Origin of the sequence: Mesorhizobium sp. M0659 (genome assembly GCF_040320605.1) — a bacterium.
In the GTDB taxonomy this organism is placed as follows: Bacteria; Pseudomonadota; Alphaproteobacteria; order Rhizobiales; family Rhizobiaceae; genus Mesorhizobium.
Genome location: NZ_JAMYPY010000001.1, coordinates 349,346 through 369,745, shown reverse-complemented (window position 1 = coordinate 369,745; position 20,400 = coordinate 349,346). Strand labels below are relative to the sequence as shown.

Sequence of the window (20,400 nt, the reverse complement as noted above, 5' to 3'; positions counted from 1 at the left end):
AAAATCACGGCGAAAGGCAAATCGGAGCGGGAGCCTTCGCCCGACGCGGTGAATATGTCATGAAGGTCGGGCTCCCCTGCGTACCGTCTCCTGCCTTAGAGAGGGCGTGTAACAGATTGATGTTGGTTGGCAACAGCACTGCTACCGTTGCTGTTGCACAGGGACGGCAAGGGGGAACATGAAGTCCGTCACATCCATTGTCGGACCTCGAGCCGCCCTCGTAAGCCCAAAGGCTGCAAAGTGCGGATTTCCGCAGCCCCGCCTTGCCGCGAATCACCCGCTCGGCTAGTCCAGCCGCATGGGAAAAAGGATTTTGCCGCCTGAAAATGGCGGCGGTGACCACATCGAACCGGTCGATCTGAAGAAGGCGCTGGAAGAGCGCTATCTTGCCTATGCGCTCTCGACCATCATGCACCGGGCGCTGCCTGACGTGCGCGACGGGCTGAAGCCTGTGCATCGCCGCATCATGCATGCGATGCGGCTGCTCAGGCTCAACCCCGACCAGGGCTTTGCCAAATGCGCCCGCATCGTCGGCGACGTGATGGGCAAGTTCCATCCGCATGGCGACCAGTCGATCTACGACGCGCTGGTGCGCCTGGCGCAGGATTTCTCCATGCGCTATCCCCTCGTCGACGGGCAGGGCAATTTCGGCAATATCGACGGCGATAACGCCGCCGCCATGCGCTATACCGAGGCGCGCATGACCGAGGTGGCGAGCGATTTGCTTGCCGGCATCACCGAGGACGCCGTCGATTTCCGGCCAACCTACAATGAGGAGGACGAGGAGCCCGTAGTGCTTCCCGGCGCCTTCCCGAATCTGCTCGCCAACGGTTCCTCCGGCATTGCGGTCGGCATGGCCACGTCCATCCCGCCGCACAATGCCGCCGAGCTTTGCAACGCAGCGCTGCAGTTGATCGAGCAGCCGGACGCGCCGGTGACAAAGCTGATGGAGTTCGTCCAGGGGCCGGATTTTCCGACCGGCGGCATCATCGTCGACAGCCGCGCTTCCATCCTGGAGGCCTATGAGACCGGCCGCGGCGGTTTTCGCGTGCGCGCCAAATGGGGCCAGGAGGATCAGGGCAGGGGCACCTGGAGCATCGTCGTCACCGAAATCCCCTACGGCATCCAGAAGGCCAGGCTGATCGAAAAGATCGCCGAGCTTTTGATCGCGCGCAAATTACCGCTGCTCGAGGATGTCAGAGATGAAAGCGCCGAGGACGTCCGCATCGTGCTCGTACCGAAGAGCCGTTCGGTTGATCCCGGCATTCTGATGGAATCGCTGTTCAAGCTGACCGAGCTCGAAAGCCGATTTCCCCTCAACATGAACGTTTTGTCGCGGGGCAAGGTGCCTAACGTCCTGTCGCTGAAGGGAGTGCTGAAGGAGTGGCTCGACCATCGGCGCGATGTGCTGATCCGCCGCTCGAAGCATCGGCTTGGCGAGATCGAGAAGCGGCTGGAAATCCTTGCCGGCTACCTGATCGCCTATCTCAACATCGACGAGGTCATCAGGATCATCCGCGAGGAGGATGAGCCCAAGCAGGTAATGATGGCCCGTTGGTCGCTCACCGACACCCAGGCCGAAGCCATCCTCAACATGCGGCTGCGGGCCTTGCGCAAGCTGGAAGAGTTCGAGATCCGCAAGGAGTTCGACGGTCTCACCACCGAGAAGAAGCAGATCGAGGCATTGCTCGCATCCGACGCCAAGCAATGGTCGACGATCAAATGGGAAGTCACGCAGGTTCGCGACAAGTTCGGCCCCGAGACCGAACTCGGCAAGCGCCGCACCCAGTTCGCCGACGCGCCGGAGCATGATCTGACCGACATTGCGCACGCCATGATCGAGCGCGAGCCGGTCACCGTGGTGGTCTCGGAAAAGGGCTGGCTGCGGGCGATGAAAGGCCATCTGGCCGACCATTCCACGCTCACCTTCAAGGAAGGCGACAGCCTCAAGCTCGCCTTCCATGCCCAGACCACCGACAAGATCCTGGTCTTCACCACCGGCGGAAAATTCTACACCATCGGCGCCGACCGGCTGCCGGGCGGCCGCGGCCATGGCGAACCGATCCGCATCATCGTCGACATGGACAACGACCAGGACATCGTCACCGCCTTCGTCCACGACCCGAAGCGCAAGCTGCTGCTCGTCTCCTACGATGCCAATGGTTTCGTCGTGCCGGAGGAGGAGGTCGTCGCCAACACCCGAAAGGGCAAGCAGGTGATGAACGTCAAGGCGCCCGACGAGGCCAAGGCCTGCGTCCCCGTGTCAGGCGATCATCTCGCCATTGTCGGCGAGAACCGCAAGATGCTGGTGTTTGCGCTCTCCGAAATTCCGGAGATGGGCCGCGGCAAGGGCGTTCGCCTGCAGAAATACAAGGATGGCGGTCTGCTCGACCTGAAACCCTTCACGCTGGCGAGCGGCCTGTCGTGGCAGGATTCCGCAGACCGCACCTTCGTCAGGTCGCGCGAGGAGCTGGCGGAATGGATCGGCGCGAGAGCGTCGGCCGGTCGCATGGTGCCGAAGGGATTCCCGCGGACCGGGAAATTTGGTTGAAGCTGCTGATCTCCCCCCAAGTGGGGGAGATGGCCGGCAGGCCAGAGGGGGGCGCTGTCCCGCCAGCGCATCAAATGGTCATGGCTCGCCACTCGGTCGCAACTCTTGGGTCTTCAATGTCGGGTGCCAGGCTGGCGATCCTTCGCGCCCCCCTCTGTCCTGCCGGACATCTCCCCCACAAGGGGGGAGATTGGCAGCTTCACCAACCATTTGGACTATCGTCACGATTGCGGCACTATAACAGTGCATAAACGCTGTGTAGGCTGGGGAGAATTGACCGTTTGAAGGAAGCGAAGATCCAGAAGCCGGAACGTCAGCAGCGCCTGTTCGGCCTGTCGACACCGTTGCGATCCGCCGTCATTCCGCCGCTGTCGGCTGCGCGCTGGCTGTTGGTGCTGATCGTCGCCGCCGGCGTCTATTTCTTCCACGGGTTCCTGTTTCCCGTGCTGGCAGCCCTCGTCATTGCTTTTGCCAGCTGGCCGCTCTACCGCCGGCTGCTTGCCGGTGTCGGCGGTAACCGCACCGTCGCCGCGACGCTCGCCATCCTGTTCATCCTCGCCTTCCTGGTGGTGCCGATAGCGCTCGCCGGCACCTACGCCATCAACGAGGTCCGCGAATGGGTGGGCTGGGCGATCGAGACCAACAGGCACGGCGCGGTCACACCGCACTGGATCACCTCGCTGCCTGTCGTCGGCGAGTGGCTGAACGAACAGTGGATCGACAATTTCGGCCATCCCGGCGGCATCGGCGAGCTGATCCAGCTGGTCAGCGGCGCCAATATCGGCAGCATCTATCGCGGCGTGCTGGCTGCCGGCGGCAGCGCCTTCGGCCTGTTGCTGACGCTGCTGTTCATGATGATCGCGCTGTTCTTCGCCTACCGCGACGGCGAACACTTTGCCAGCCAGATCGACCGGCTCGGCGAACGCATCCTGCCGACGCGCTGGGAGCGGATTTCGCGCGTCGTGCCGGCGACCATTTCCTCGACCGTTACCGGAATGACCGTGATCGCCATCGGCGAGGGGCTGGTGCTGGGCATCGCCTACTGGCTGGCCGGGGTGCCCTCGCCGGTGACGCTCGGCGCGCTCACCGGCGTCATGGCGCTGATCCCCGGCGGCGCGCCGCTGTCGTTTACGCTTGTGTCGATCTACCTCGCCGCCAGCGGCTCGCCGATGGCGGGTCTGGCGCTGTTCATCTGGGGCGCGGTGGAGCTGTTCATCGTCGACAAGACCTTGCGCCCGAAGCTGGTCGGCGGACCGATCAAATTGCCCTTCCTGCCCACCTTTTTCGGCCTGATCGGCGGCGTCAAGACGATGGGCTTTCTCGGCCTGTTCATCGGCCCCGTGCTGATGGCGCTGCTGGTGGCGATATGGCGCGAATGGCTGCGCGAGGTGGAACTGGCCGAAGACACCGTTCCCGACGCGGCGGCCGAGCTCGAAGGCGGGCCGCCGCAGATCGAGATTGTCGCCGGCCCGGCGAAGAAAAGTCAGGCTGGGTAAGCGACGGCGAGCGCTGCCCGGCGCTTGCGCCCTTCATGCAACTGCCACAGGGAATGGGCAACCAGCGTGACGATCAGGATCACGCCGCCGATCAAGCTGTTGCGCGACGGCGTCTCGGCAAAGATCATCCATATCCAGACCGGCGCCAGAACCGTTTCCAGGAGATAGAACATCGCCACTTCCGGGCCTGAAATGTATTTCGGCCCGTTGGCTAGGCAGAAGAAGGCGAACGGCATGATGACGGCGCCGTTGAAAACGATCCACCATGGCGCCTCCACCTGAAAACCGGTCTTGGAGACCATGAGCGCCGCCAGCCCGAACGGCAGCAGGACGCCGGTCAGCGCGGTGAATCCCATATCCCTGCCGCTGGCGCGTGAAACGGTGATGGCGCAGGCAATCGCCAAGGCCGAACACAGCGCCATCACATCGCCGAACAGATTTCCCGTGCCGACGGAATCGCCGACGATGATCGCGATGCCGACGATCATCAGCGCCATTGCCGCAAGCGTCAGCGGCTTTGGTCGCTCCTTCAGGAACAGCCACGACAGCAGCGCCGAGAACATGGTGGAGAAGGCCAGGATGAAAACCAGATTGGCGGTCGAGGTGTTGTAGACGGCAGTGATGAAGGCGATTGCGCCGAGCCCGTAGAGGGTGGCGACGACGAGCCCCGACCAGCCGGGTATCAGCTGCGGAGCATTCTTGCTGAACGAGCGCCAGATGGCCCATACGATCAGCCCTGCCACGAAGGTGCAGCCGGTGCGCAGCAAAAGGATCGTCCAGGCTTCGCCATGGGCGAGCCGGATCAGGGGAATGTCGATGGTCAGCGCCAGCCCGCCAAGCGCGGTGAGCAGAAGTCCTTTGGTGTGGGCATTGTGAGAGGACATGCAACGGCTTTCGCAATGATTTGAGCAGATGCCGGTCGGCGCAATCGCCCCGCCAACGGGCGGAAAGACCAGCATCGTCTCGGCTGAAAATGTTTAGATCAGGATTTGGTAAGAAGAAAAATCAGCGCGTGACCGCTTCGTGGTCGTAGCGTTCCCAGCCCTTCGGGCCGAGATGCTCCTGCGGCATGAAGCGCATTTTATAGTTCATCTTGCGCGAGCCGTTGACCCAGTAGCCGAGATAGACATGGGGCAAGCCCATGGCCCGGGCGCGGGCGATATGGTCGAGGATCATGAAGGTGCCGAGCGAACGGTCCTCGAACTCGGGATTGAAGTAGGAATAGACCATCGACAGGCCATCGGCCATCTTGTCGGTCAGCGCCACGGCGATCAGCTCGCCCTGGCCCTTGCCGGTGATGAATGTGTCGGGGCCGCGGCGCCGGTATTCGATCACCTTGGTGTCGACATGGGTATCCTCGACCATCATGGCGTAGTCGAGCACCGTCATGTCGGACATGCCGCCGCGGCGATGGCGAGCGTCGAGATAGCCGCGAAACAGCGAATACTGCTCCGTCGACGGCTGCGCGTCGTGCATGGCGCCGATCAGATCGGAATTGCGCTGGATCACCCGCTTCATGTTGCGGCTGGCGGTGAACTCCTGCGCCAGGATGCGCACCGAGACGCAGGCGCGGCAGGTCTCGCAGGCGGGACGGTAAGCGATGTTCTGCGAGCGCCGGAAACCGCCTTGCGTCAACAGGTCGTTCATCTCCGGCGCCTTGTCGCCGACCAGATGCGTGAACACCTTGCGTTCGAACTGGCCCTCGAGATACGGGCACGGCGATGGCGCGGTCAGGAAGAACTGCGGCGACTGGGTCGGATGGTGCGTCATCGAACCTTGGGAACACTCCTGCGAATCGCTCTACCTTTGGCTTGGCTGGCGAAAAATTCAACAGGATTGTGAAGGCGGGGTTGAACGGACCCCTTCACATTTGCGCACAAATGCCTGTTGGCGTCGGTTGAACGCCGGTTCAACGGTCGCTGCGGCTGACGCACGTGCCAAGCAGCAGGTCGTGCAGTGTGCGCTTGCGATCGGAAAACAGCGTCACCAGGAGGACGAGCGGCGTCAGGATGACCGTGCTCGCCCAGAACAGCACCGAATGGACAACGGCGGTGAGGCCGTCGATACGGCTGCCGTCGAGACGATCGAGTCGAATGCCCATCATCTTCATGCCTGATGTGGCCTGGTTGCGACCGCCCAGCGTGTTCCAGATGTAGAGAATGGCGACCGCCGGCACGAGGATGGAATACAGCGCCCAGCCAAGACCGAATGTCAAAAGGCCAAGCACGGCCACCAGGATCGCGAACGGAATGGTGAGCAGCGCCACGATGCAATAGTCGATGATGAAGGCCAGGATGCGCCGCGTGCGCACACCGTCATAGGCCCTGACGTCGTCGAGCCTGCTGGTGATGATTTCGCCGTCAACTACGCGCGCGTTCATGTCATGTCCTCGTAACAGGCGCCACGCTAGGGTGCGCCGCCACTGAAATGGTGAAGACCGCGGGCGGAATCAAGATCGGTTGGTCCATCGGTCCGGCTCGGCGGTGTGACGAGGTTGAGCCGATTGAATTTGGTGGACGGATGGCGTTAGCTTGCTGCGGCGCAACAAGACGCCGAGGGGACGGGGTTACATGGATTACGACATGCTGGTCATCGGCAGCGGCCCTTCCGGGCGCCGCGCCGCGGTGCAATCGGCCAAGCTCGGCAAATCGGTGCTGGTGGTCGACAGGGGCCGGCGCCTCGGCGGCGTCTCGGTGCACACCGGAACCATCCCGTCGAAGACGCTGCGCGAGACGGTGCTGAACCTGTCCGGCTGGCGCGAGCGGGGCTTTTACGGCCGCGGCTACCGGGTCAAGCAGGACATCTCCATCGCCGACCTGGTCGAGCGGCTGCACAAGACGCTCGACCACGAGGTCGAGGTGCTGCAGCACCAGTTTATGCGCAACGCCGTCAAAAGCGTGCGCGCCATGGCGAAATTCGTCGGCCCAAACAAGGTCAGCCTGACGGCAGACAATGGCGACTACTCGGAGGTTGGTTTCACCAATGCGCTGATCGCGGTCGGCACCAGGCCGCACCGGCCGCGCGACGTGCCTTTCGACAAGCTCCGCGTCTTCGACAGCGATGAGATGCTGGAACTCGACCATCTGCCGCGCACGCTGACGGTGATCGGCGCCGGCGTCATCGGCGTTGAATATGCGACGATCTTTTCGGCGCTCGACGTGCCGGTGACGCTGGTGGAGCCGCGCAACACCATCCTCGATTTCGTCGACCGCGAGATCGTCGACGACTTCATCCACCAGATGCGCGACCGCGGCATGACCATTCGCCTCGGCAGTACGGTCAAGGAAATCGTCTCAAAACCCGACTATGCCGAAGTGACGCTCGCCGATGGCCGCACCATCCGCTCCGAGATCGTGCTTTACGCCGCCGGCCGCAGCGGCAATCTCGGCAGCCTCGGCCTCGACGTGGTCGGCATCGAGGCCGATTCCCGGGGCCGCATCAAGGTCGATCCGCAGACCTTCCAGACCAGTGCGCCCAACATCTATGCAACCGGCGACGTCATCGGTTTCCCCAGCCTTGCCTCGACATCGATGGAGCAAGGCAGGGTGGCCGCCTGCCACGCCTTCGGCGTGCAACTGCCACCGCCGCCGGAAACCTTCCCCTATGGCATCTACGCCGTGCCGGAAATCTCCACCGTTGGTCAGTCGGAGGAGCAGGTGCGCGAGAGCGGCGCTGCTTATGAAGTCGGTCTGGCGCGGTTCCGCGAAACCTCGCGCGGCCACATCATGGGCGTCAACTCCGGCTTTCTGAAGCTGCTGTTCTCGGTCGAAACGCGCCGCCTGCTCGGCGCCCACATCGTCGGCGAAGGCGCCACCGAACTGATCCATATCGGCCAGGCGGTGATCAACCTCGGCGGCACGGTTGATTTCTTCGTCAACAACACCTTCAACTATCCGACGCTGGCCGAAGCCTACAAGATCGCCGGGCTCGATGCCTGGAACCGGATGGGACAGGGCTAGGCGATGAGCATCTGCTCAGCCGTTCCGCCGGGCGCCGATGCGGTCTACCAAGGTCTCCTAGCCTGCCTGGCGTGCGACCAATGCTGGTCCCGCCAGCCATTGCCGGACGATGGCGGCATCCGGGTCGCCGATTTCGTGACCTGAAGGCACGATGCGCGCATCGACCTCGGCGCCATGTTTGTTGAGCAGCCTCACCAGTGGCGGCGCAAACGGCCCGTAGGTCTCGTCCGCGGCACCAGCGACAATCAGGACGCGCCTTCCGGTCAGATCGGTTGCCGGCGCATCGTCAAGCACGGGCATTGCTCTCAGCAACGCCGCTTTTCGGACGAGGCCGGAGTTGAGCAGCATCAGGGTGGAAACCAGATTGGCGCCGTTGGAATAGCCGAGGAAAGTCGCCCGGGCGAGGTCGAGCCCGTGGCGCTTTGCGGCCTCGCTTGCGAAGGCGGCAAAGTACGATGTTTCGGCACGGATGCTCGCCTGTTCAAAACTGGTCGGCGTGATCCGCTCGAACCAGCGGAAGCCGTCTTCTTGGCGGATGCGGCCACGCACCGCGACCAGCGTGGCGTTGGGGGCGATCTGCCTCGCAATCGGCACCATCGTCGTTTCGTCGACACCCGATCCGTGCAGTAAAAACAGGCTCTCGCCGCCGGCATTCTCCGGCTTGAGGAGGCGGTAGGGAAACGCCAGATCCTGATGCAGAAAGGCGTTCTCGTCGCTATATCGATGCACGCTCATATCTCGTTGTTTTCACGGAGACATTGGTCCTTTGCCAGCTTCAAAACGGAATATTTTCACGCTCCGCCAAATGTGATTGCAACAGGCTCATTTCAGACCGTTTCTGCGCCGATATGCTCCCTGCGGGAGGAATCGAAGCGGTGTGCGCCGATGGTCGCATCCCGGCATGAACAACGCGAGCACCCTTGCTCTCCTTTGAGGCCTTTTGTCGATGACCCTGCCAGTTCCGCCCGATCGCGCCCCGCGTATCGCCGATCGCGACACGCGCATTGACGTGTTCCGTGCGCTCGCACTCCTGACCATCTATATCGACCACGTGCCGGGCACCGTCTTCGAAACGCTGACCTACAAGAATTTCGGATTCTCGGACGCGGCGGAAGCCTTCGTGCTGATTTCCGGCATGTCGGTCGCACTCGCCTATGGCAACAAGTTCCAGCCGGGCGGCCGGCTGCTGGCGATGTTGAAGATGTGGCGCCGGGCCGGCGTGCTTTACAGTGCCCACATCGTCACCACCATGGTTGTGATGGCGTTGTTCTGCGCCGCGGCGGTGTACGGCCGGCGGCCGGAACTGCTCAAGCTGATCAACATCGAGCCGCTGATGAAGAACACGCCGGAGGTCATGATCGGCATTGTCACGCTCGGCCACCAGCTTGGCTACAACAACATTTTGCCGGTCTATGCGGCGCTGCTGTTGATGGCGCCGCTTTTCCTGCTCTTCGTCAGCTACCGGCCGCTCCCGGCGCTGGTCTTTTCCGGCGCGCTGTGGCTTGCCGCCGGCCTCTGGCAGATCGCGCCGCCGAACTATCCCGAGCCCGGCTTCTGGTTCCTCAACCCGCTGTCCTGGCAATTCCTGTTCAACATCGGCCTTGCCGGCATGCTGCATGCCAGGCGCGGCGGCACAATTCCCGTCAATCGTTGGCTGGTGGGCGCCGCGGCGACCTATGTCGCGGCAGCGGCGGTCTGGGTGCACAGCCCGCTCTGGGGCGAGATAACGTGGTTTAACCTGCCCGTGGTGATCGGCGGCTTCGACAAGACGTTCCTGTCGCTGCCGCGGCTCCTGCACATATTGGCGGTGAGCTATCTGATCGTCGCCCTGCCGGCTTTCTCGAACCTGTACCGTCTCAGCCCGGACCATCCGCTTGCCCTGCTCGGCAAGCGCTCCTTGCCGGTGTTCCTCGCCGGCACGCTGATCGCCATGGCGGCGCAGGTGATGAAGCTGATCAATCCGGGCGGCTTTCCCTATGACGTCTTGCTGATTTCGGCCGGCATCGCCATGCAATTCGCGCTCGCCTTCTATCTTGAGTGGCTGTCCGGCATCGGCTTGGGCAAAAAGCCGGTTCGCAAAGAAGCGCCAGCCGTTCACCAGACCTTCGGCATGCCCGCGATGCCAAGCTAAGCCGATGATCCCACATCAGCCGCCTAGCTAACAGGCGAGGGGCCGGACGACCCCCGCACCACAAGATCGACCGGCAGCAATTGCCGGTGCTGCGAGCCGTCATTTTCGAGGATCGCCTTGACGGCCAGCCGGCCCATCTCGGCGATCGGCTGGGCGACAGTGGTTAGTGGCGGCTCGGAGTCGGCGCCTTCCGGCACGCCGTCGAAGCCGACGATTGACACATCGCCCGGCACGGCAATGTTACGCTCGCGCAGCCAGTCGAGCGCATGCAGCGCGATCTTGTCCGACATGGCCAGGATTGCCGTCGGCGTCTGCGGCAGCGCGAAAATATGATCGAGGCCGGCCCGCACGCTCGCCTCGTCATTGAGGGTTTCGTAGATTGGCACTTGCGAGACGTCGATGCCGAAGCGGGAGAGCTCGCCGAAATAGCCACGCAGACGGTCGCGTGTGCCCGAGTAGAGGGATGTCGTCTCGACTTGCTCTTGCGTGACGGGACCAAAGCCAGCGTCGGCAGATTCCAGGGCGAGGACGGCAAAGCTGCGATGGCCGAACTCGGCCAGATGGCGCGCCGCCAGACCCGCGCCGGCGACGTTGTCGACGCCGATCGCAGCGACCGCCTCATTTTCCGAATCGAGATCAAGCGCCACGAAAGGCAGTTTGCGTTCGCGCGCCAGTTCGACCAGCCGCGACCCACCCTCGATGCAGAACACGATGAAGCCGTCGACCAGGGCGCTCTGGATGTTCCAGGCGAGCTGCTCGCTGTTGGCGGCCGAGACCAGCGAAATTCCGGCGCCGGTGGCGTCGCAGGCCTGCGAAATGCTGGCCATCATGACGCGGGCAAAGGGATCGTCGAAGAAATAGGACAATGGTTCTGCCGTTGCCACGCCGATGGCGTTGACCTTGCCGGCGCGCAGCAGCCGGCCCTTGGGATCCGGGCCGGCATAGCCCATCGCTTCCGCCGCCGCCTTGACCCGCTCGCGGACCTCTTCGCGCACGATTTCCGGGCGAGCGAACACGTTGGACGCGGTACCGTGCGAGACCCCGGCCGCCTTGGCGATGTCGGCAAGCCGCACTGGTCTCGTCTTGCCGGAGGTCAATGCCGTCATTTTCGTCTCCTGAACCGGAGCCTGTTTAGCACTTTCGTTGGATCGGTTCAAATTTTCCCTTGATAGGACGGCGGAGAGGGTCTATATTTGAATCGATCCAAGGGATTTACCAAGTACAACTTGGATCGATTCAAGAGGAGGGTGCCATGCATCCCGTGAATTATCTGTTCGAAGACATCTACGGCAATGATTGGGGCATAGTCTCCGACGCCGCCACACGCAAGCGCCGCGACAAGGTCGGGCCGTGGAGGCGTGACCTGCAATACCTTGTGAAACGCAAGCGCAGCTGATCGGCCCCGGCATTTTCGTGCCAGCTGATTGGATCGAGTCAAGTTCTTAAAGAGGAGACGAACATGCATCCCGTGAAGCATCTGTTCGAAGACATTTATCGCAACTACTGGGGTATCTCGCCTGCCACGGAGCAGCCGGAAAGGCGGCGGCCGACCAAGTCTGCCAAGCGCAACCGCGACCTGCTGCCGCAAAACCGGCAGGATTAAGCCTCGTGTGATATCTGATGGGGCAGGGTTCTTGGCTCGTCAGGACCGTTGCCGCACGAGCGCCGAGGCCGCGATCACCAGCCAGCCCGCGATGAGCAAGGTGCCGCCGATCGGCGCCGACATCGGGAACAGCCGCGATCCCACGAAATCCCGTGCCAGCAGATCGCCGCAGAACAGAACAAGCCCGACGAGCAGCACCAGGCTGCCGATCCGCAAGATCCGGTTTGCGCCGGCGAGGCCGACGGCCAAAAACACCGGCGCATGCATGAGCAGGAAGGATGCGGCCGTGCCGACGAACGCGCCGCCGAGATGCGCTGAAGCCGCCGACAGCGCCACGCCCGCCGCGCCGGCAATGCCGCCGGCGAAAACGAGGATGCGCGCGCTGTTTGCTGGTGCTGACTCGGCGATGCTCATTTCTCGGGCTCCGTGATTGACGATAGGCGGCGCGACCTGTCTGTCAGGATTTTTCCGATATCGCCAGCATGTCGCGCGTGCGGCGCGCCTGGGCCAGCCAATTATACGCGGCACCGCCCGCCATCAGCACCGACGTGCCGAGAAACGCCGCGCGCATGCCGAAATGGCCGCCGACGAAGCCGCCCAGCAGCGGCCCCGCAACCTGGCCGACATATTGCGCCGAGATTGCCAGGCCCAGCACATTGCCGCCGACCCCATCGGGAACATTGTGGCGGATGACGCTGGTGATGCAGGGCAACAGCCCGCCCAGCACCAGACCCATAAGGAACCGCAGCCCGACCAACTGCCAGCTCTCGGTGACGAAGGCCTGCGGTATCAACAGCAGCGCCGAGACGGCCAGCGATGCGACGATGACGTTCCAGTGGCCGATGCGGTCGGCGAGTTTGCCCAGCCGTGACGCCGACAGGATGGCGCCTAGCGCCGCCGACGACATGACGACACCGGAGACCAGCGTCACCCGGCTTGCGTCCGCGACCAGTTGCTGGACGTAGACGGTGATGATCGGCTCGATCGACATGTTGGCGAAGGTGAACAGCATGCCGGTTGCCAGCATCGCCACGACAGGGCGTTTGTCGGGGATCTGCGCCCAACCGCCCTTTGGTTTCTCCTTGGGTTGTGCCTGCATTGGCGGGCGAGGCATCTCCTTGATCAGGAACGTCGTCGCCAGCGCCGCCAGGAAAATGACGCCGCCCGCGATGAGGAAGGTGGCGCGAATACCGATCAATGGCGGCAGCGCGCCGCCAAGCAACGGGCCGACCAGGGAGCCTGCGGTGATGCCGGCCGACAGCACGCCAAGCGCCCAGCCGGAGCGCTCCTTCGGCGTCTGCATGGCGACAAGTATCGTCGAGCCTGAGGAATAACCGCCGGCAAAGCCGATCAGCAGGCGCAAAAGCACCAATTGCCAGACGGTCTGAACCATGCCGGTCAGCGACATGCAGATCGCCATGCCGAAACTGGCGCGCACCAGCATCACCTTGCGGCCGTAGCGGTCGCCGAGCCGCCCCCACAGCGGTGCGACAAGGGCCGCGGCAAGGAAGGTGGCGCCGAAGGCGATGCCGGACCATTGCACGATCGCCGCGTGGCCCACGGCGCCCAGCTGTTCGACATAGAGCGGCAGGAACGGCAGCAACAGCGTCATCGCCACAAGCGTGCTGAACGATCCGGCAAAGCACACGAGCAGGTTGCGCCGCCAATGAATGTTGTAGGTGGAAGGCGCTTCGGCGGCCTGCGCTGCACTGTCCTGCGGCATGTCCTGTCCTGTCCGCTTGCTGCGGATACCATTTTGGGATACCAACTTGGTACCTCATGGACGCAAAGCCCGGCTGCTGTCAATCAGGCGCTCTCAATGTGATCGGCAAGACCAACGGGCAAGGCCGATCGCCAGCAATGGAAGCAAATATGTCGCAGATGCAGATCGTCGAAAAAGCGCTTCGCGAGATGATCCTTGGCCTTGAGGTCGGTCCTGGCGAGCGGCTGACGGAGCGCTGGATCGAGAGCCGCTTCGGCGCCTCGCGCACGCCGGTCAGGGCAGCCCTGCTGCGGCTGGAGACGGAAGGGCTGATCTGCCGCGACGGGCGCGGCTGGACCGTGTCGCCGATCAACCTTGCCGAACTGGAACAGATCGCGGTGTACCGCGAAGCGGTCGAGGTCGCGGCGGTCAGGCTGACTTCGGCGCTGGCCGACAGGAGCGCAGCCGATGTCATCGAGGCGATGCTGGACTCCTGCGACACTGCCACGCCGCGCGAGGAATGGCACCGCGTCGGCATGGATTTCCATATCGAACTGGCGCGGCTCTCCGGCAACGAGTTCCTGTTTCGGGCCGTGCGCGATGCCATGACGCGGCTGTCGCGGGCGCGCTGGCTGGAGGTGCGCGACGAGGCGGCCCTTGGCCGCGCCTGGAGCGAGCATCACGCCATTCTGGCGGCGGTGCGGGCCGGCGATGCCGATGCGGCGGCGGCGCGACTTTCCGCCCATATCGCCGGCAGCCGCGCCCGCCTGGTGACGTCGTTGCACAATGACCGGCGCGGCCTGCGCGCCAGGGGTTTTGCCGTCGTCGCCGCTTGATACTGGTCACGAAAACGAAAGAACGCCGTCGCGATCCGCTTTCGGCCTCGCTTCGCGGACGCCGATGGCGTAAGAGGCGGCCATGGAAAACAACCGATTTGAAACACCCGTGACCGTTAAGTCGGGCACGGAGGGAAGCACTCAGCTCTTGCGTACGGTGCGCGAGGCTTCCGATTACCTGCTCAACAGCTGGCCCGGCAAGCGCAGCCCCAAGCACCGCGAAGCGCTGCAGGCCTGCCATGACGCGCTGGCCGGCGACAAGCCGGCGATGATCGCAAGACGCGCCTTCATCGCCGCCGCGCGCGAGGTCAACGTCTTCGTCAGCGACAAGGCCCCGGCCTGATCACATCGGCCTGATCAGACCGGCATTTTGCCAGGATCCGGCCCGTTTCGTGGGCCGGTGATCCTGTCTTGCCTATTTTTCTGTTTCGGTGTCGGTTTTCGAACTTGCCTCGTTCTCAGGCTCGGCGCGCTCCTTGGCCGCGACCTTGGCGGCGAGCTTCTCCGCCTTCTTGGCGGCCTTCTGCCGGTCGCGCTCTTTGCGTTCCTGACCGTAATTCGGTGGTCGAGCCATATCGTTTCCTTTCGCTGTGCCTGATCCTGCCTAGAAGCATTGGCCGGCAAACACAACAGCGCCGCGAGGGCAGATGCCAGCGGTTCTGGACTTGCGTGATGGCGAACACAATGGTTTAGAAAAGGCTGCGGGACAGTTGCTGGAGCCGCCGCCGACCGATTTCGAATCAAAACGACCGATGGCCACGCTTCAAAGAAACGCACAGAAGCTGATCTACTATGCGCGCAACGCCATGCGCGACATCGCGCCGCCGGTTCTTTTCCGGCGCCGGCTCGGCCGGCTGCTCGATCAGGCCAGGCTTTCCGACGCATCGGTCCGCCAGCGGCTCAATTACTACAACACGCTGCGGGAGCCTTTTAGCCCCAGCCCCGAGGCCGTGCCGGTCAGCCGGCTGCCGTCGGACCGCAGCATGTACTATTACGATCTGAAGGAGTTCACCCGTTATTTCGACCCAGATCTGCGCATCGACCTGGAATTCGGCGACGTCATCGAAGTGCCGAAGATGCCGTCGATCGTCAAGGACCGGCCGATAGCGGGCGACAACGGCAACGGCGTCCTGTTCAAGCTGAACAAGTTCCGTCATTTCTACATGCCGGCCGACGATGTCGCCTTCGCCGACAAGCATCCGCTCGTCGTTTGGCGCGGCGAACTCAACAATCCGATCCGCACCTTGTTGCTGGATGCAGCCCGCAATCTGCCGTTCTGCGATGTCGGCACGCCGAGGGCGACAGCACTTGCGGAATACCGCAAGCCCTATCTCAGCATCGATCAGCAGCGCCGCTACCGCTACATCATCTCGCTCGAAGGCAATGATGTCGCGACCAATCTGAAATGGATCATGAGCTCGAACTCGCTCTGCCTGATGCCGCCGCCGACTTACGAGACCTGGTTCGCCGAGGGGCAACTCGAGCCCGATGTCCATTATGTGCCGCTGGCGCCCGACTTCAGCGATCTGGCCGAGCGGGTGCATCATCTCGAGCAGCATCCGGCCGAGGCCCAGCGCATCGTTGCGGCGGCCAACGCCTATTGCCGCAAATTCGCCGACGAGCGGGCCGAGCAGGCGATCTGCCTGCTCGTGCTCTACAAATATTTCGTGCTCAGCGGCCAGATCGAGCCCGATCCGCAGGTCTGGCGGTTTATCGCGGGCTAGCCGCTTCCGGCGCCCTTAAGTCAGATAACGCTGCGGTCCATAACCAGATCGGCCGGGCCGAAGCGGTCCTTCGCCGTAAACTGCTGGTGCCAGTAGGGATAGAGCACCGGCGGCCGGCTGACGGCATCGAGGCGCTGGCGTTCATCAAAGGACAGCGTCAGGCTTGCCGCGGCGAGATTGTCTTTCAACTGGGCCTCGTTGCGTGCGCCAATCACCAGCGAACTGACGGCTGGTCGGCCGAGCAGCCAGGCCAGCGCCACCTGCGCCGCCGAGACGCCGCGAGTGGCGCCGATGTCGACCAGCACGTCGACGATCCGCCACAGCCGGCCCTCGTCGCGGATCGGTGGTTCCGACCAGCCGCCGATCTGGCGCGCCGTCGGACTGTCGCGGCGGTATTTTCCCGACAGCAGGCCGCCGGCGAGCGGGCTCCACACCAAAACGCCAAGGCCCTGGTCGACCGAGATCGGCAAGAGCTCATACTCGGCCTCGCGTGCTTCCAGCGTGTAGTGGATCTGCTGGGTGACGAAGCGCGGCTGGTGCTGGCTGTCGCAGATGCCGAGCGCCTTCATGACCTGCCAGCCGGAATAGTTGGAGCAGCCGACATAGCGGATCTTGCCCTGGGCAACCAGCGTGTCGAGCGCGGCGATGGTTTCCTCGAGCGGCGTCGCGCCGTCCCATTCGTGCAGGAAATAGATGTCGATGACATCGGTCCTGAGGCGCTTCAGGCTCTTCTCGCATTCGCGGATCAGATGATGGCGCGACAGGCCTTCGTCATTGGGGCCCTTGCCGATCCGCATGCGCGCTTTGGAGGCGATCAGCACGTCGTTCTTGCGCTTGCCGCCGAGCGCCTCGCCGATGATCTCTTCCGACAGACCGTTGGAATAGACATTGGCGGTGTCGATGAGATTGATGCCGGCATCGATGCAAGTGTCGATGATGCGCGAGGCCTCCGCGAGATCGGAATTGCCGACGGCAGCGAACGGCCCGCTGCCGCCGAAGGTCATGGTTCCCAAGGTCAGCGCCGAAACTTTCAAGCCGGAACGGCCAAGCGTGCGGTATTCCATGTCTGATCCTCGTAGTTTTGGTGGGGAGGCGGTTTTAGCAGGAAAGGGCGGGGAAGCCCGAACGGGTCCGCTATTTGTAGGACAATTTGAGCGGCTTGTCGCCATGCCAGGGCGCTGGATCGGCAATGCCTCGCTGCTTTGCAGTGAAGACCGGCTGGCCGGCGGCTTGCAATAAAACCGTCATTGCCGGCCTATATCAAGTCGGCTCAGGGTTTCATGTCAGCCGGCAAGCGGAGCAGTGGAAATGAATGAGCTAAAGCAGAATTCTGCGGCCAGGGATTGGCTGGAAGCCGAACTCGCCGACACGCTCGACGAGGACTATGAGCTGGAAATCTCGGAGCCGGCGCTGTCGTTGGAGATCGCCAAGATCTACAAGAACGCGCATCCGCCGTCGATCGATCGCATGCAGTATTTCCGCGACCTGATCGGCTTGCAGTCGGAACTGATCAAGCTGCAGTCCTGGGTTGCCTACCACAAGAAGAAGCTGGTGGTGGTTTTCGAGGGCCGTGATTCCGCCGGCAAGGGCGGCGTCATCAAGCGCATCACCCAGCGCCTCAACCCGCGCATCTGCCGCGTCGTGGCGCTGCCGGCGCCGACCGAGCGCGAAAAGTCACAATGGTATTTCCAGCGCTACGTGCCGCATCTGCCGGCCGGCGGCGAGATCGTGCTGTTCGACCGCTCCTGGTACAACCGCTCCGGCGTCGAGCGGGTGATGGGCTTTGCCGAACCCGATCAGGTCGAAGAGTTCTTCCGCGACGTGCCGGAGTTCGAGCGCATGCTGGTCCGCTCCGGCGTCACGCTGGTCAAATACTGGTTCTCGATCACCGACGAGGAACAGCAGATGCGCTTCATGATGCGCATCCACGATCCGATGAAGCAGTGGAAGCTGTCGCCGATGGACCTGCAGTCGCGCGTGCGCTGGGAGCAATACACCAAGGCCAAGGAAGAGACGTTTGCCCGCACCAACATCCCAGAGGCACCGTGGTACATCGTCGAAGGCAACGACAAGAAGCGGGCGCGGCTGAACTGCATCGACCATCTCCTCAAACAACTGCCCTATGAGGACGTGCCGCACGAAGAAATCACGCTGCCCGAGCGGGTGTTCAACCCGGAGTACGAGCGCCAGGTCCTGCCGCGCGAGCTTTACGTGCCGGAGAAGTATTGAGCACTTTTCCTTCTCCCCGTTTCACGGGGAGAAGGTGCCCGAAGGGCGGATGAGGGGCAGCGCCGGCATCGGCGAATTCACAGTCGTCGGACGCTGCTAACCTCCAAAAGCAGCGCTGCCCCTCATTGCCTGCCGGGCATTTCTCCCCGTAGAACGGGGAGAAAGAAGCCTGCGCCTATCACTTCGCCACTACACCCGCTTGATCGTCACATGCGTGGCGAGCGCTGTCGCCACCTGCTCGGTGCACTGGTAACCCAGCTTCAGCATATCCAGCCCGGCAAACAGGCTCTCGCCCCTCCCGAGCAACACTGGCGACACAGCCAGATGCAACTCGTCGATGAGCTTCTCCTTGAGATATTGCCGGATAGTGGAAACGCCGCCGCCGACGCGGACATCCTTGCCGCCGGCCGCAGCCTTTGCTTGTTCGAGCGCGGCGTGGATGCCGCCGGTAACGAAGCGGAAAATGGTGCCGCCTTCCATCACAATGGGGTCGCGCTTGTGATGGGTCAGCACGAAGGTCGGCACGTGATAGGGCGGGTTGTTGCCCCACCAGCCCTTCCAGTTCTCATCCGGCCATTCGCCGCGGATCGGGCCGAACATGTTGCGGCCGAGGATCCAGGCGCCGACATTGTCGAAGCTGCGGACGGTGAACCGGTCGTCGACGTCGGTGCTGCCGCCATCCTTGCCGACCATCTCGTGGAAGGTGCGGGTGCCGGTCATCCATTTGTGCAGATCTTCGCCACCAACGCCGAGCGGATTTTGCAGGTCCTGGTCAGGACCGGCGCCGAAACCGTCGAGCGACAAGGTGAAGGCATTGACGCGCAGTTTGGACATGGAAGACTCCCTTTGGTGACCAGTTGTGATTTGCAATCAGTATTCAAACTGATTGCATTTTGCAACTAGTATTTTTAGAGGCAAGCCGATCTGTGGAATGCGCAGGGACCTCAAGCCGCCACGCGCTTCGGCATCACCGCAAACGGGCTGAGCCCAAGCCAGATCTGCATCTTGCCGGCGACGTCGAGATCGCCGGTCAGGCTGATCTTGTCGCGTTCCTTGTGAACTGTCGTCAGCCCCATCCAGATCGAGGTCATGGTGCACAGATCGGTCGAGACGTAGAGATCGACGTCGAAGCCCGGATCGTACCAGCAAAGATCGACCTCGCCCTGCTTTTCGACGATCAGCCACCACGATCGTTTTGACGCCGGCAGGTCATGGTACAGGAATTGTATCACGGTGCGCCCGTCCGGCAGCGGACTGGGGTTCAGATTGCGCCGCATGTCCCACATCAGCAGCGACGGATCGAGGTTTTTGAGCGACAGCCTGGCCTCGACCCATTTCTGGCCCCAAAACCCCATCGCCTCGACAACCGGGCGCAAATCCCGGCCCGCCTCGGTCAGCCGGTATTCGAACACGCCCTTCTCGGTCGCGATCTCGGTCCGCTCGACGATGCCGCCGGCCTCGAGGTCCTTGAGCCGTTGCGACAGAAGGGTTGGCGACATTTTCGGCACGCCGCGGCGCAAATCGTTGAAGCGGGTCGATCCCGCCACCAGTTCGCGCAGCAGCACCATGGTCCAGCGTGTGCAGAGCAGCTCGGCGGCCATGGAGAGCGGGCAGAATTGCTTGTAACCGGCTTGTGTCATGTGGTGAGCTCCAAAAGATGTTGCCGGACCTTATTCAGAAAACCTGAGTTCAGCCAGTACAGAAGCTGTACTGGCACCCCCGGTACAGTTCTGTGACTGGAGCGGTCCGGCGCTGCCATGCGAGGCAGCGGTACGTCGCCGGGCAGTCCGGTGCCGATCCATGAGGAGTTTTGAAATGACCGCCTACGTGATCGCAGACATCAAGGTGAAGGACGACAAATGGGTGCCGGCCTATGCCGCTTCGGTGCACGACCTCGTGCACAGGCATGGCGGCAAATACCTCGCCCGCAGCGGCAACGTGAAGACGCTCGAGGGCAAGCCGCTCGACACCAGCCTGATCGCCATCATGGCGTTTCCGTCGGCAAAGGCAGCCGAGGCCTTCACCAACGATCCGCAATACGCCCCGTTTGTGGCGGAGCGCCGGAAGGGCAGCGACAGCCGCTTCCAGCTGATCGACGATACCGATCTCGCCGGAACGATTCCTTATTTGCCAAAGGCGTGAGGAAAAGCCGGAACCCGGAGCATCCAG

The 20,400-nt window shown here is 62.9% G+C and carries 22 protein-coding genes; 11 read left to right on the top strand and 11 right to left on the bottom strand.

The features are described from left to right. Positions 1-298: 298 nt before the first annotated feature. Together parC and NKI31_RS01930 are read left to right on the top strand one after the other, a co-directional pair. The gene (gene parC, locus NKI31_RS01935) at positions 299-2,551 is read left to right on the top strand and encodes a DNA topoisomerase IV subunit A (protein WP_023694915.1); all 2,253 of its coding nucleotides are present in this window, start codon (positions 299-301) and stop codon (positions 2,549-2,551) included. Between the two features lie 281 nt (positions 2,552-2,832). After that, positions 2,833-4,047, top strand: coding sequence for an AI-2E family transporter (locus NKI31_RS01930; RefSeq protein ID WP_023682419.1), 1,215 nt, complete (start codon positions 2,833-2,835; stop codon positions 4,045-4,047). Here the strand turns inward: NKI31_RS01930 and NKI31_RS01925 are convergent. From NKI31_RS01925 to NKI31_RS01915, 3 genes are all read right to left on the bottom strand, one after another. Beyond that, positions 4,035-4,931, bottom strand: coding sequence for a DMT family transporter (locus NKI31_RS01925; protein ID WP_352650193.1), 897 nt, complete (start codon positions 4,929-4,931; stop codon positions 4,035-4,037). The two genes, NKI31_RS01930 and NKI31_RS01925, sit on opposite strands and share 13 nt — an antisense overlap. Before the next feature lie 121 nt (positions 4,932-5,052). Beyond that, positions 5,053-5,817 (bottom strand): arginyltransferase, encoded by a 765-nt coding sequence (locus NKI31_RS01920; protein ID WP_023682417.1) that lies wholly within the window; start codon positions 5,815-5,817, stop codon positions 5,053-5,055. A gap of 139 nt (positions 5,818-5,956) precedes the next feature. Next, on the bottom strand, positions 5,957-6,427 hold the full coding sequence (locus tag NKI31_RS01915; protein WP_023700564.1) for an RDD family protein: 471 nt from the start codon (positions 6,425-6,427) through the stop codon (positions 5,957-5,959). A gap of 190 nt (positions 6,428-6,617) precedes the next feature. Here NKI31_RS01915 and sthA point away from each other — a divergent pair, with 190 nt between their 5' ends. After that, entirely contained in the window at positions 6,618-8,006 is a 1,389-nt protein-coding gene (sthA, locus tag NKI31_RS01910) for a Si-specific NAD(P)(+) transhydrogenase (RefSeq protein WP_352650191.1), read from the top strand. A gap of 57 nt (positions 8,007-8,063) precedes the next feature. Here sthA and NKI31_RS01905 read toward each other — a convergent pair whose 3' ends face one another. Further along, positions 8,064-8,735, bottom strand: coding sequence for an alpha/beta hydrolase (locus NKI31_RS01905; RefSeq protein WP_245265597.1), 672 nt, complete (start codon positions 8,733-8,735; stop codon positions 8,064-8,066). 217 nt (positions 8,736-8,952) lie between these two features. Here NKI31_RS01905 and NKI31_RS01900 point away from each other — a divergent pair, with 217 nt between their 5' ends. Then, positions 8,953-10,137, top strand: coding sequence for an OpgC family protein (locus NKI31_RS01900; RefSeq protein WP_352650189.1), 1,185 nt, complete (start codon positions 8,953-8,955; stop codon positions 10,135-10,137). Between the two features lie 23 nt (positions 10,138-10,160). Here the strand turns inward: NKI31_RS01900 and NKI31_RS01895 are convergent, their stop codons facing one another. Beyond that, entirely contained in the window at positions 10,161-11,243 is a 1,083-nt protein-coding gene (locus NKI31_RS01895) for a LacI family DNA-binding transcriptional regulator (protein ID WP_352650187.1), read from the bottom strand. A 146-nt stretch (positions 11,244-11,389) separates the two neighbouring features. Here NKI31_RS01895 and NKI31_RS01890 point away from each other — a divergent pair, with 146 nt between their 5' ends. Together NKI31_RS01890 and NKI31_RS01885 are read left to right on the top strand one after the other, a co-directional pair. Further along, entirely contained in the window at positions 11,390-11,533 is a 144-nt protein-coding gene (locus NKI31_RS01890) for a hypothetical protein (protein ID WP_023705079.1), read from the top strand. Positions 11,534-11,596: 63 nt separating this feature from the next. After that, positions 11,597-11,740: a hypothetical protein gene (locus NKI31_RS01885; RefSeq protein ID WP_023673014.1), complete on the top strand. Its 144-nt coding sequence runs from the start codon at positions 11,597-11,599 to the stop codon at positions 11,738-11,740. 39 nt (positions 11,741-11,779) lie between these two features. On the opposite strand, the gene NKI31_RS01880 is transcribed toward NKI31_RS01885, so the two are convergent. Together NKI31_RS01880 and NKI31_RS01875 are read right to left on the bottom strand one after the other, a co-directional pair. Next, positions 11,780-12,154, bottom strand: a complete 375-nt coding sequence (locus NKI31_RS01880; protein WP_023673013.1) for a DUF423 domain-containing protein — start codon at positions 12,152-12,154, stop codon at positions 11,780-11,782. Positions 12,155-12,197: 43 nt separating this feature from the next. Beyond that, the gene (locus NKI31_RS01875; protein ID WP_352650185.1) at positions 12,198-13,463 is read right to left on the bottom strand and encodes a multidrug efflux MFS transporter; all 1,266 of its coding nucleotides are present in this window, start codon (positions 13,461-13,463) and stop codon (positions 12,198-12,200) included. A 149-nt stretch (positions 13,464-13,612) separates the two neighbouring features. Here NKI31_RS01875 and NKI31_RS01870 point away from each other — a divergent pair, with 149 nt between their 5' ends. Continuing rightward, the gene (locus tag NKI31_RS01870) at positions 13,613-14,278 is read left to right on the top strand and encodes a GntR family transcriptional regulator (protein ID WP_023689520.1); all 666 of its coding nucleotides are present in this window, start codon (positions 13,613-13,615) and stop codon (positions 14,276-14,278) included. A 109-nt stretch (positions 14,279-14,387) separates the two neighbouring features. Beyond that, positions 14,388-14,621, top strand: a complete 234-nt coding sequence (locus tag NKI31_RS01865) for a DUF982 domain-containing protein (RefSeq protein ID WP_245259900.1) — start codon at positions 14,388-14,390, stop codon at positions 14,619-14,621. Positions 14,622-14,693: 72 nt separating this feature from the next. Here NKI31_RS01865 and NKI31_RS01860 read toward each other — a convergent pair whose 3' ends face one another. Next, positions 14,694-14,852: a hypothetical protein gene (locus NKI31_RS01860; protein ID WP_023673009.1), complete on the bottom strand. Its 159-nt coding sequence runs from the start codon at positions 14,850-14,852 to the stop codon at positions 14,694-14,696. A 178-nt stretch (positions 14,853-15,030) separates the two neighbouring features. Here NKI31_RS01860 and NKI31_RS01855 point away from each other — a divergent pair, with 178 nt between their 5' ends. Beyond that, positions 15,031-16,002 carry a glycosyl transferase family 90 gene (locus tag NKI31_RS01855; RefSeq protein ID WP_023682407.1) on the top strand — a complete coding sequence of 324 codons (972 nt, stop codon included), beginning with the start codon at positions 15,031-15,033 and terminating at the stop codon, positions 16,000-16,002. A 20-nt stretch (positions 16,003-16,022) separates the two neighbouring features. On the opposite strand, the gene NKI31_RS01850 is transcribed toward NKI31_RS01855, so the two are convergent. Further along, on the bottom strand, positions 16,023-17,066 hold the full coding sequence (locus NKI31_RS01850) for an aldo/keto reductase (protein WP_352650181.1): 1,044 nt from the start codon (positions 17,064-17,066) through the stop codon (positions 16,023-16,025). A gap of 244 nt (positions 17,067-17,310) precedes the next feature. Between NKI31_RS01850 and ppk2 the strand changes: the two genes are divergently transcribed. Next, a complete protein-coding gene (ppk2, locus tag NKI31_RS01845) occupies positions 17,311-18,231 on the top strand; it encodes a polyphosphate kinase 2 (RefSeq protein WP_023689516.1) in 921 nt (306 codons plus the stop codon). 189 nt (positions 18,232-18,420) lie between these two features. Here ppk2 and NKI31_RS01840 read toward each other — a convergent pair whose 3' ends face one another. Together NKI31_RS01840 and NKI31_RS01835 are read right to left on the bottom strand one after the other, a co-directional pair. Beyond that, entirely contained in the window at positions 18,421-19,065 is a 645-nt protein-coding gene (locus tag NKI31_RS01840; RefSeq protein ID WP_023689515.1) for a dihydrofolate reductase family protein, read from the bottom strand. A 110-nt stretch (positions 19,066-19,175) separates the two neighbouring features. Next, complete coding sequence (locus NKI31_RS01835) at positions 19,176-19,871, bottom strand: winged helix-turn-helix transcriptional regulator (protein WP_023682403.1); 696 nt, start codon at positions 19,869-19,871, stop codon at positions 19,176-19,178. Between the two features lie 175 nt (positions 19,872-20,046). On the opposite strand from NKI31_RS01835, the gene NKI31_RS01830 reads away from it, so the two are divergent. Beyond that, positions 20,047-20,373, top strand: a complete 327-nt coding sequence (locus NKI31_RS01830) for a DUF1330 domain-containing protein (protein ID WP_352650179.1) — start codon at positions 20,047-20,049, stop codon at positions 20,371-20,373. Positions 20,374-20,400: the final 27 nt, after the last annotated feature.

Bases quoted from the DNA above. Each gene is read 5' to 3' on its own strand.
- parC (WP_023694915.1), top strand. From the start codon at position 299: ATGGGAAAAAGGATTTTGCCGCCTGAAAATGGCGGCGGTGACCACATC.
- NKI31_RS01925 (WP_352650193.1), bottom strand. From the start codon at position 4,931: ATGTCCTCTCACAATGCCCACACCAAAGGACTTCTGCTCACCGCGCTT.
- NKI31_RS01920 (WP_023682417.1), bottom strand. From the start codon at position 5,817: ATGACGCACCATCCGACCCAGTCGCCGCAGTTCTTCCTGACCGCGCCA.
- NKI31_RS01915 (WP_023700564.1), bottom strand. From the start codon at position 6,427: ATGAACGCGCGCGTAGTTGACGGCGAAATCATCACCAGCAGGCTCGAC.
- sthA (WP_352650191.1), top strand. From the start codon at position 6,618: ATGGATTACGACATGCTGGTCATCGGCAGCGGCCCTTCCGGGCGCCGC.
- NKI31_RS01900 (WP_352650189.1), top strand. From the start codon at position 8,953: ATGACCCTGCCAGTTCCGCCCGATCGCGCCCCGCGTATCGCCGATCGC.
- NKI31_RS01895 (WP_352650187.1), bottom strand. From the start codon at position 11,243: ATGACGGCATTGACCTCCGGCAAGACGAGACCAGTGCGGCTTGCCGAC.
- NKI31_RS01890 (WP_023705079.1), top strand. From the start codon at position 11,390: ATGCATCCCGTGAATTATCTGTTCGAAGACATCTACGGCAATGATTGG.
- NKI31_RS01885 (WP_023673014.1), top strand. From the start codon at position 11,597: ATGCATCCCGTGAAGCATCTGTTCGAAGACATTTATCGCAACTACTGG.
- NKI31_RS01880 (WP_023673013.1), bottom strand. From the start codon at position 12,154: ATGAGCATCGCCGAGTCAGCACCAGCAAACAGCGCGCGCATCCTCGTT.
- NKI31_RS01875 (WP_352650185.1), bottom strand. From the start codon at position 13,463: ATGCCGCAGGACAGTGCAGCGCAGGCCGCCGAAGCGCCTTCCACCTAC.
- NKI31_RS01870 (WP_023689520.1), top strand. From the start codon at position 13,613: ATGTCGCAGATGCAGATCGTCGAAAAAGCGCTTCGCGAGATGATCCTT.
- NKI31_RS01860 (WP_023673009.1), bottom strand. From the start codon at position 14,852: ATGGCTCGACCACCGAATTACGGTCAGGAACGCAAAGAGCGCGACCGG.
- NKI31_RS01855 (WP_023682407.1), top strand. From the start codon at position 15,031: ATGGCCACGCTTCAAAGAAACGCACAGAAGCTGATCTACTATGCGCGC.
- NKI31_RS01850 (WP_352650181.1), bottom strand. From the start codon at position 17,066: ATGGAATACCGCACGCTTGGCCGTTCCGGCTTGAAAGTTTCGGCGCTG.
- ppk2 (WP_023689516.1), top strand. From the start codon at position 17,311: ATGAATGAGCTAAAGCAGAATTCTGCGGCCAGGGATTGGCTGGAAGCC.
- NKI31_RS01840 (WP_023689515.1), bottom strand. From the start codon at position 19,065: ATGTCCAAACTGCGCGTCAATGCCTTCACCTTGTCGCTCGACGGTTTC.
- NKI31_RS01835 (WP_023682403.1), bottom strand. From the start codon at position 19,871: ATGACACAAGCCGGTTACAAGCAATTCTGCCCGCTCTCCATGGCCGCC.
- NKI31_RS01830 (WP_352650179.1), top strand. From the start codon at position 20,047: ATGACCGCCTACGTGATCGCAGACATCAAGGTGAAGGACGACAAATGG.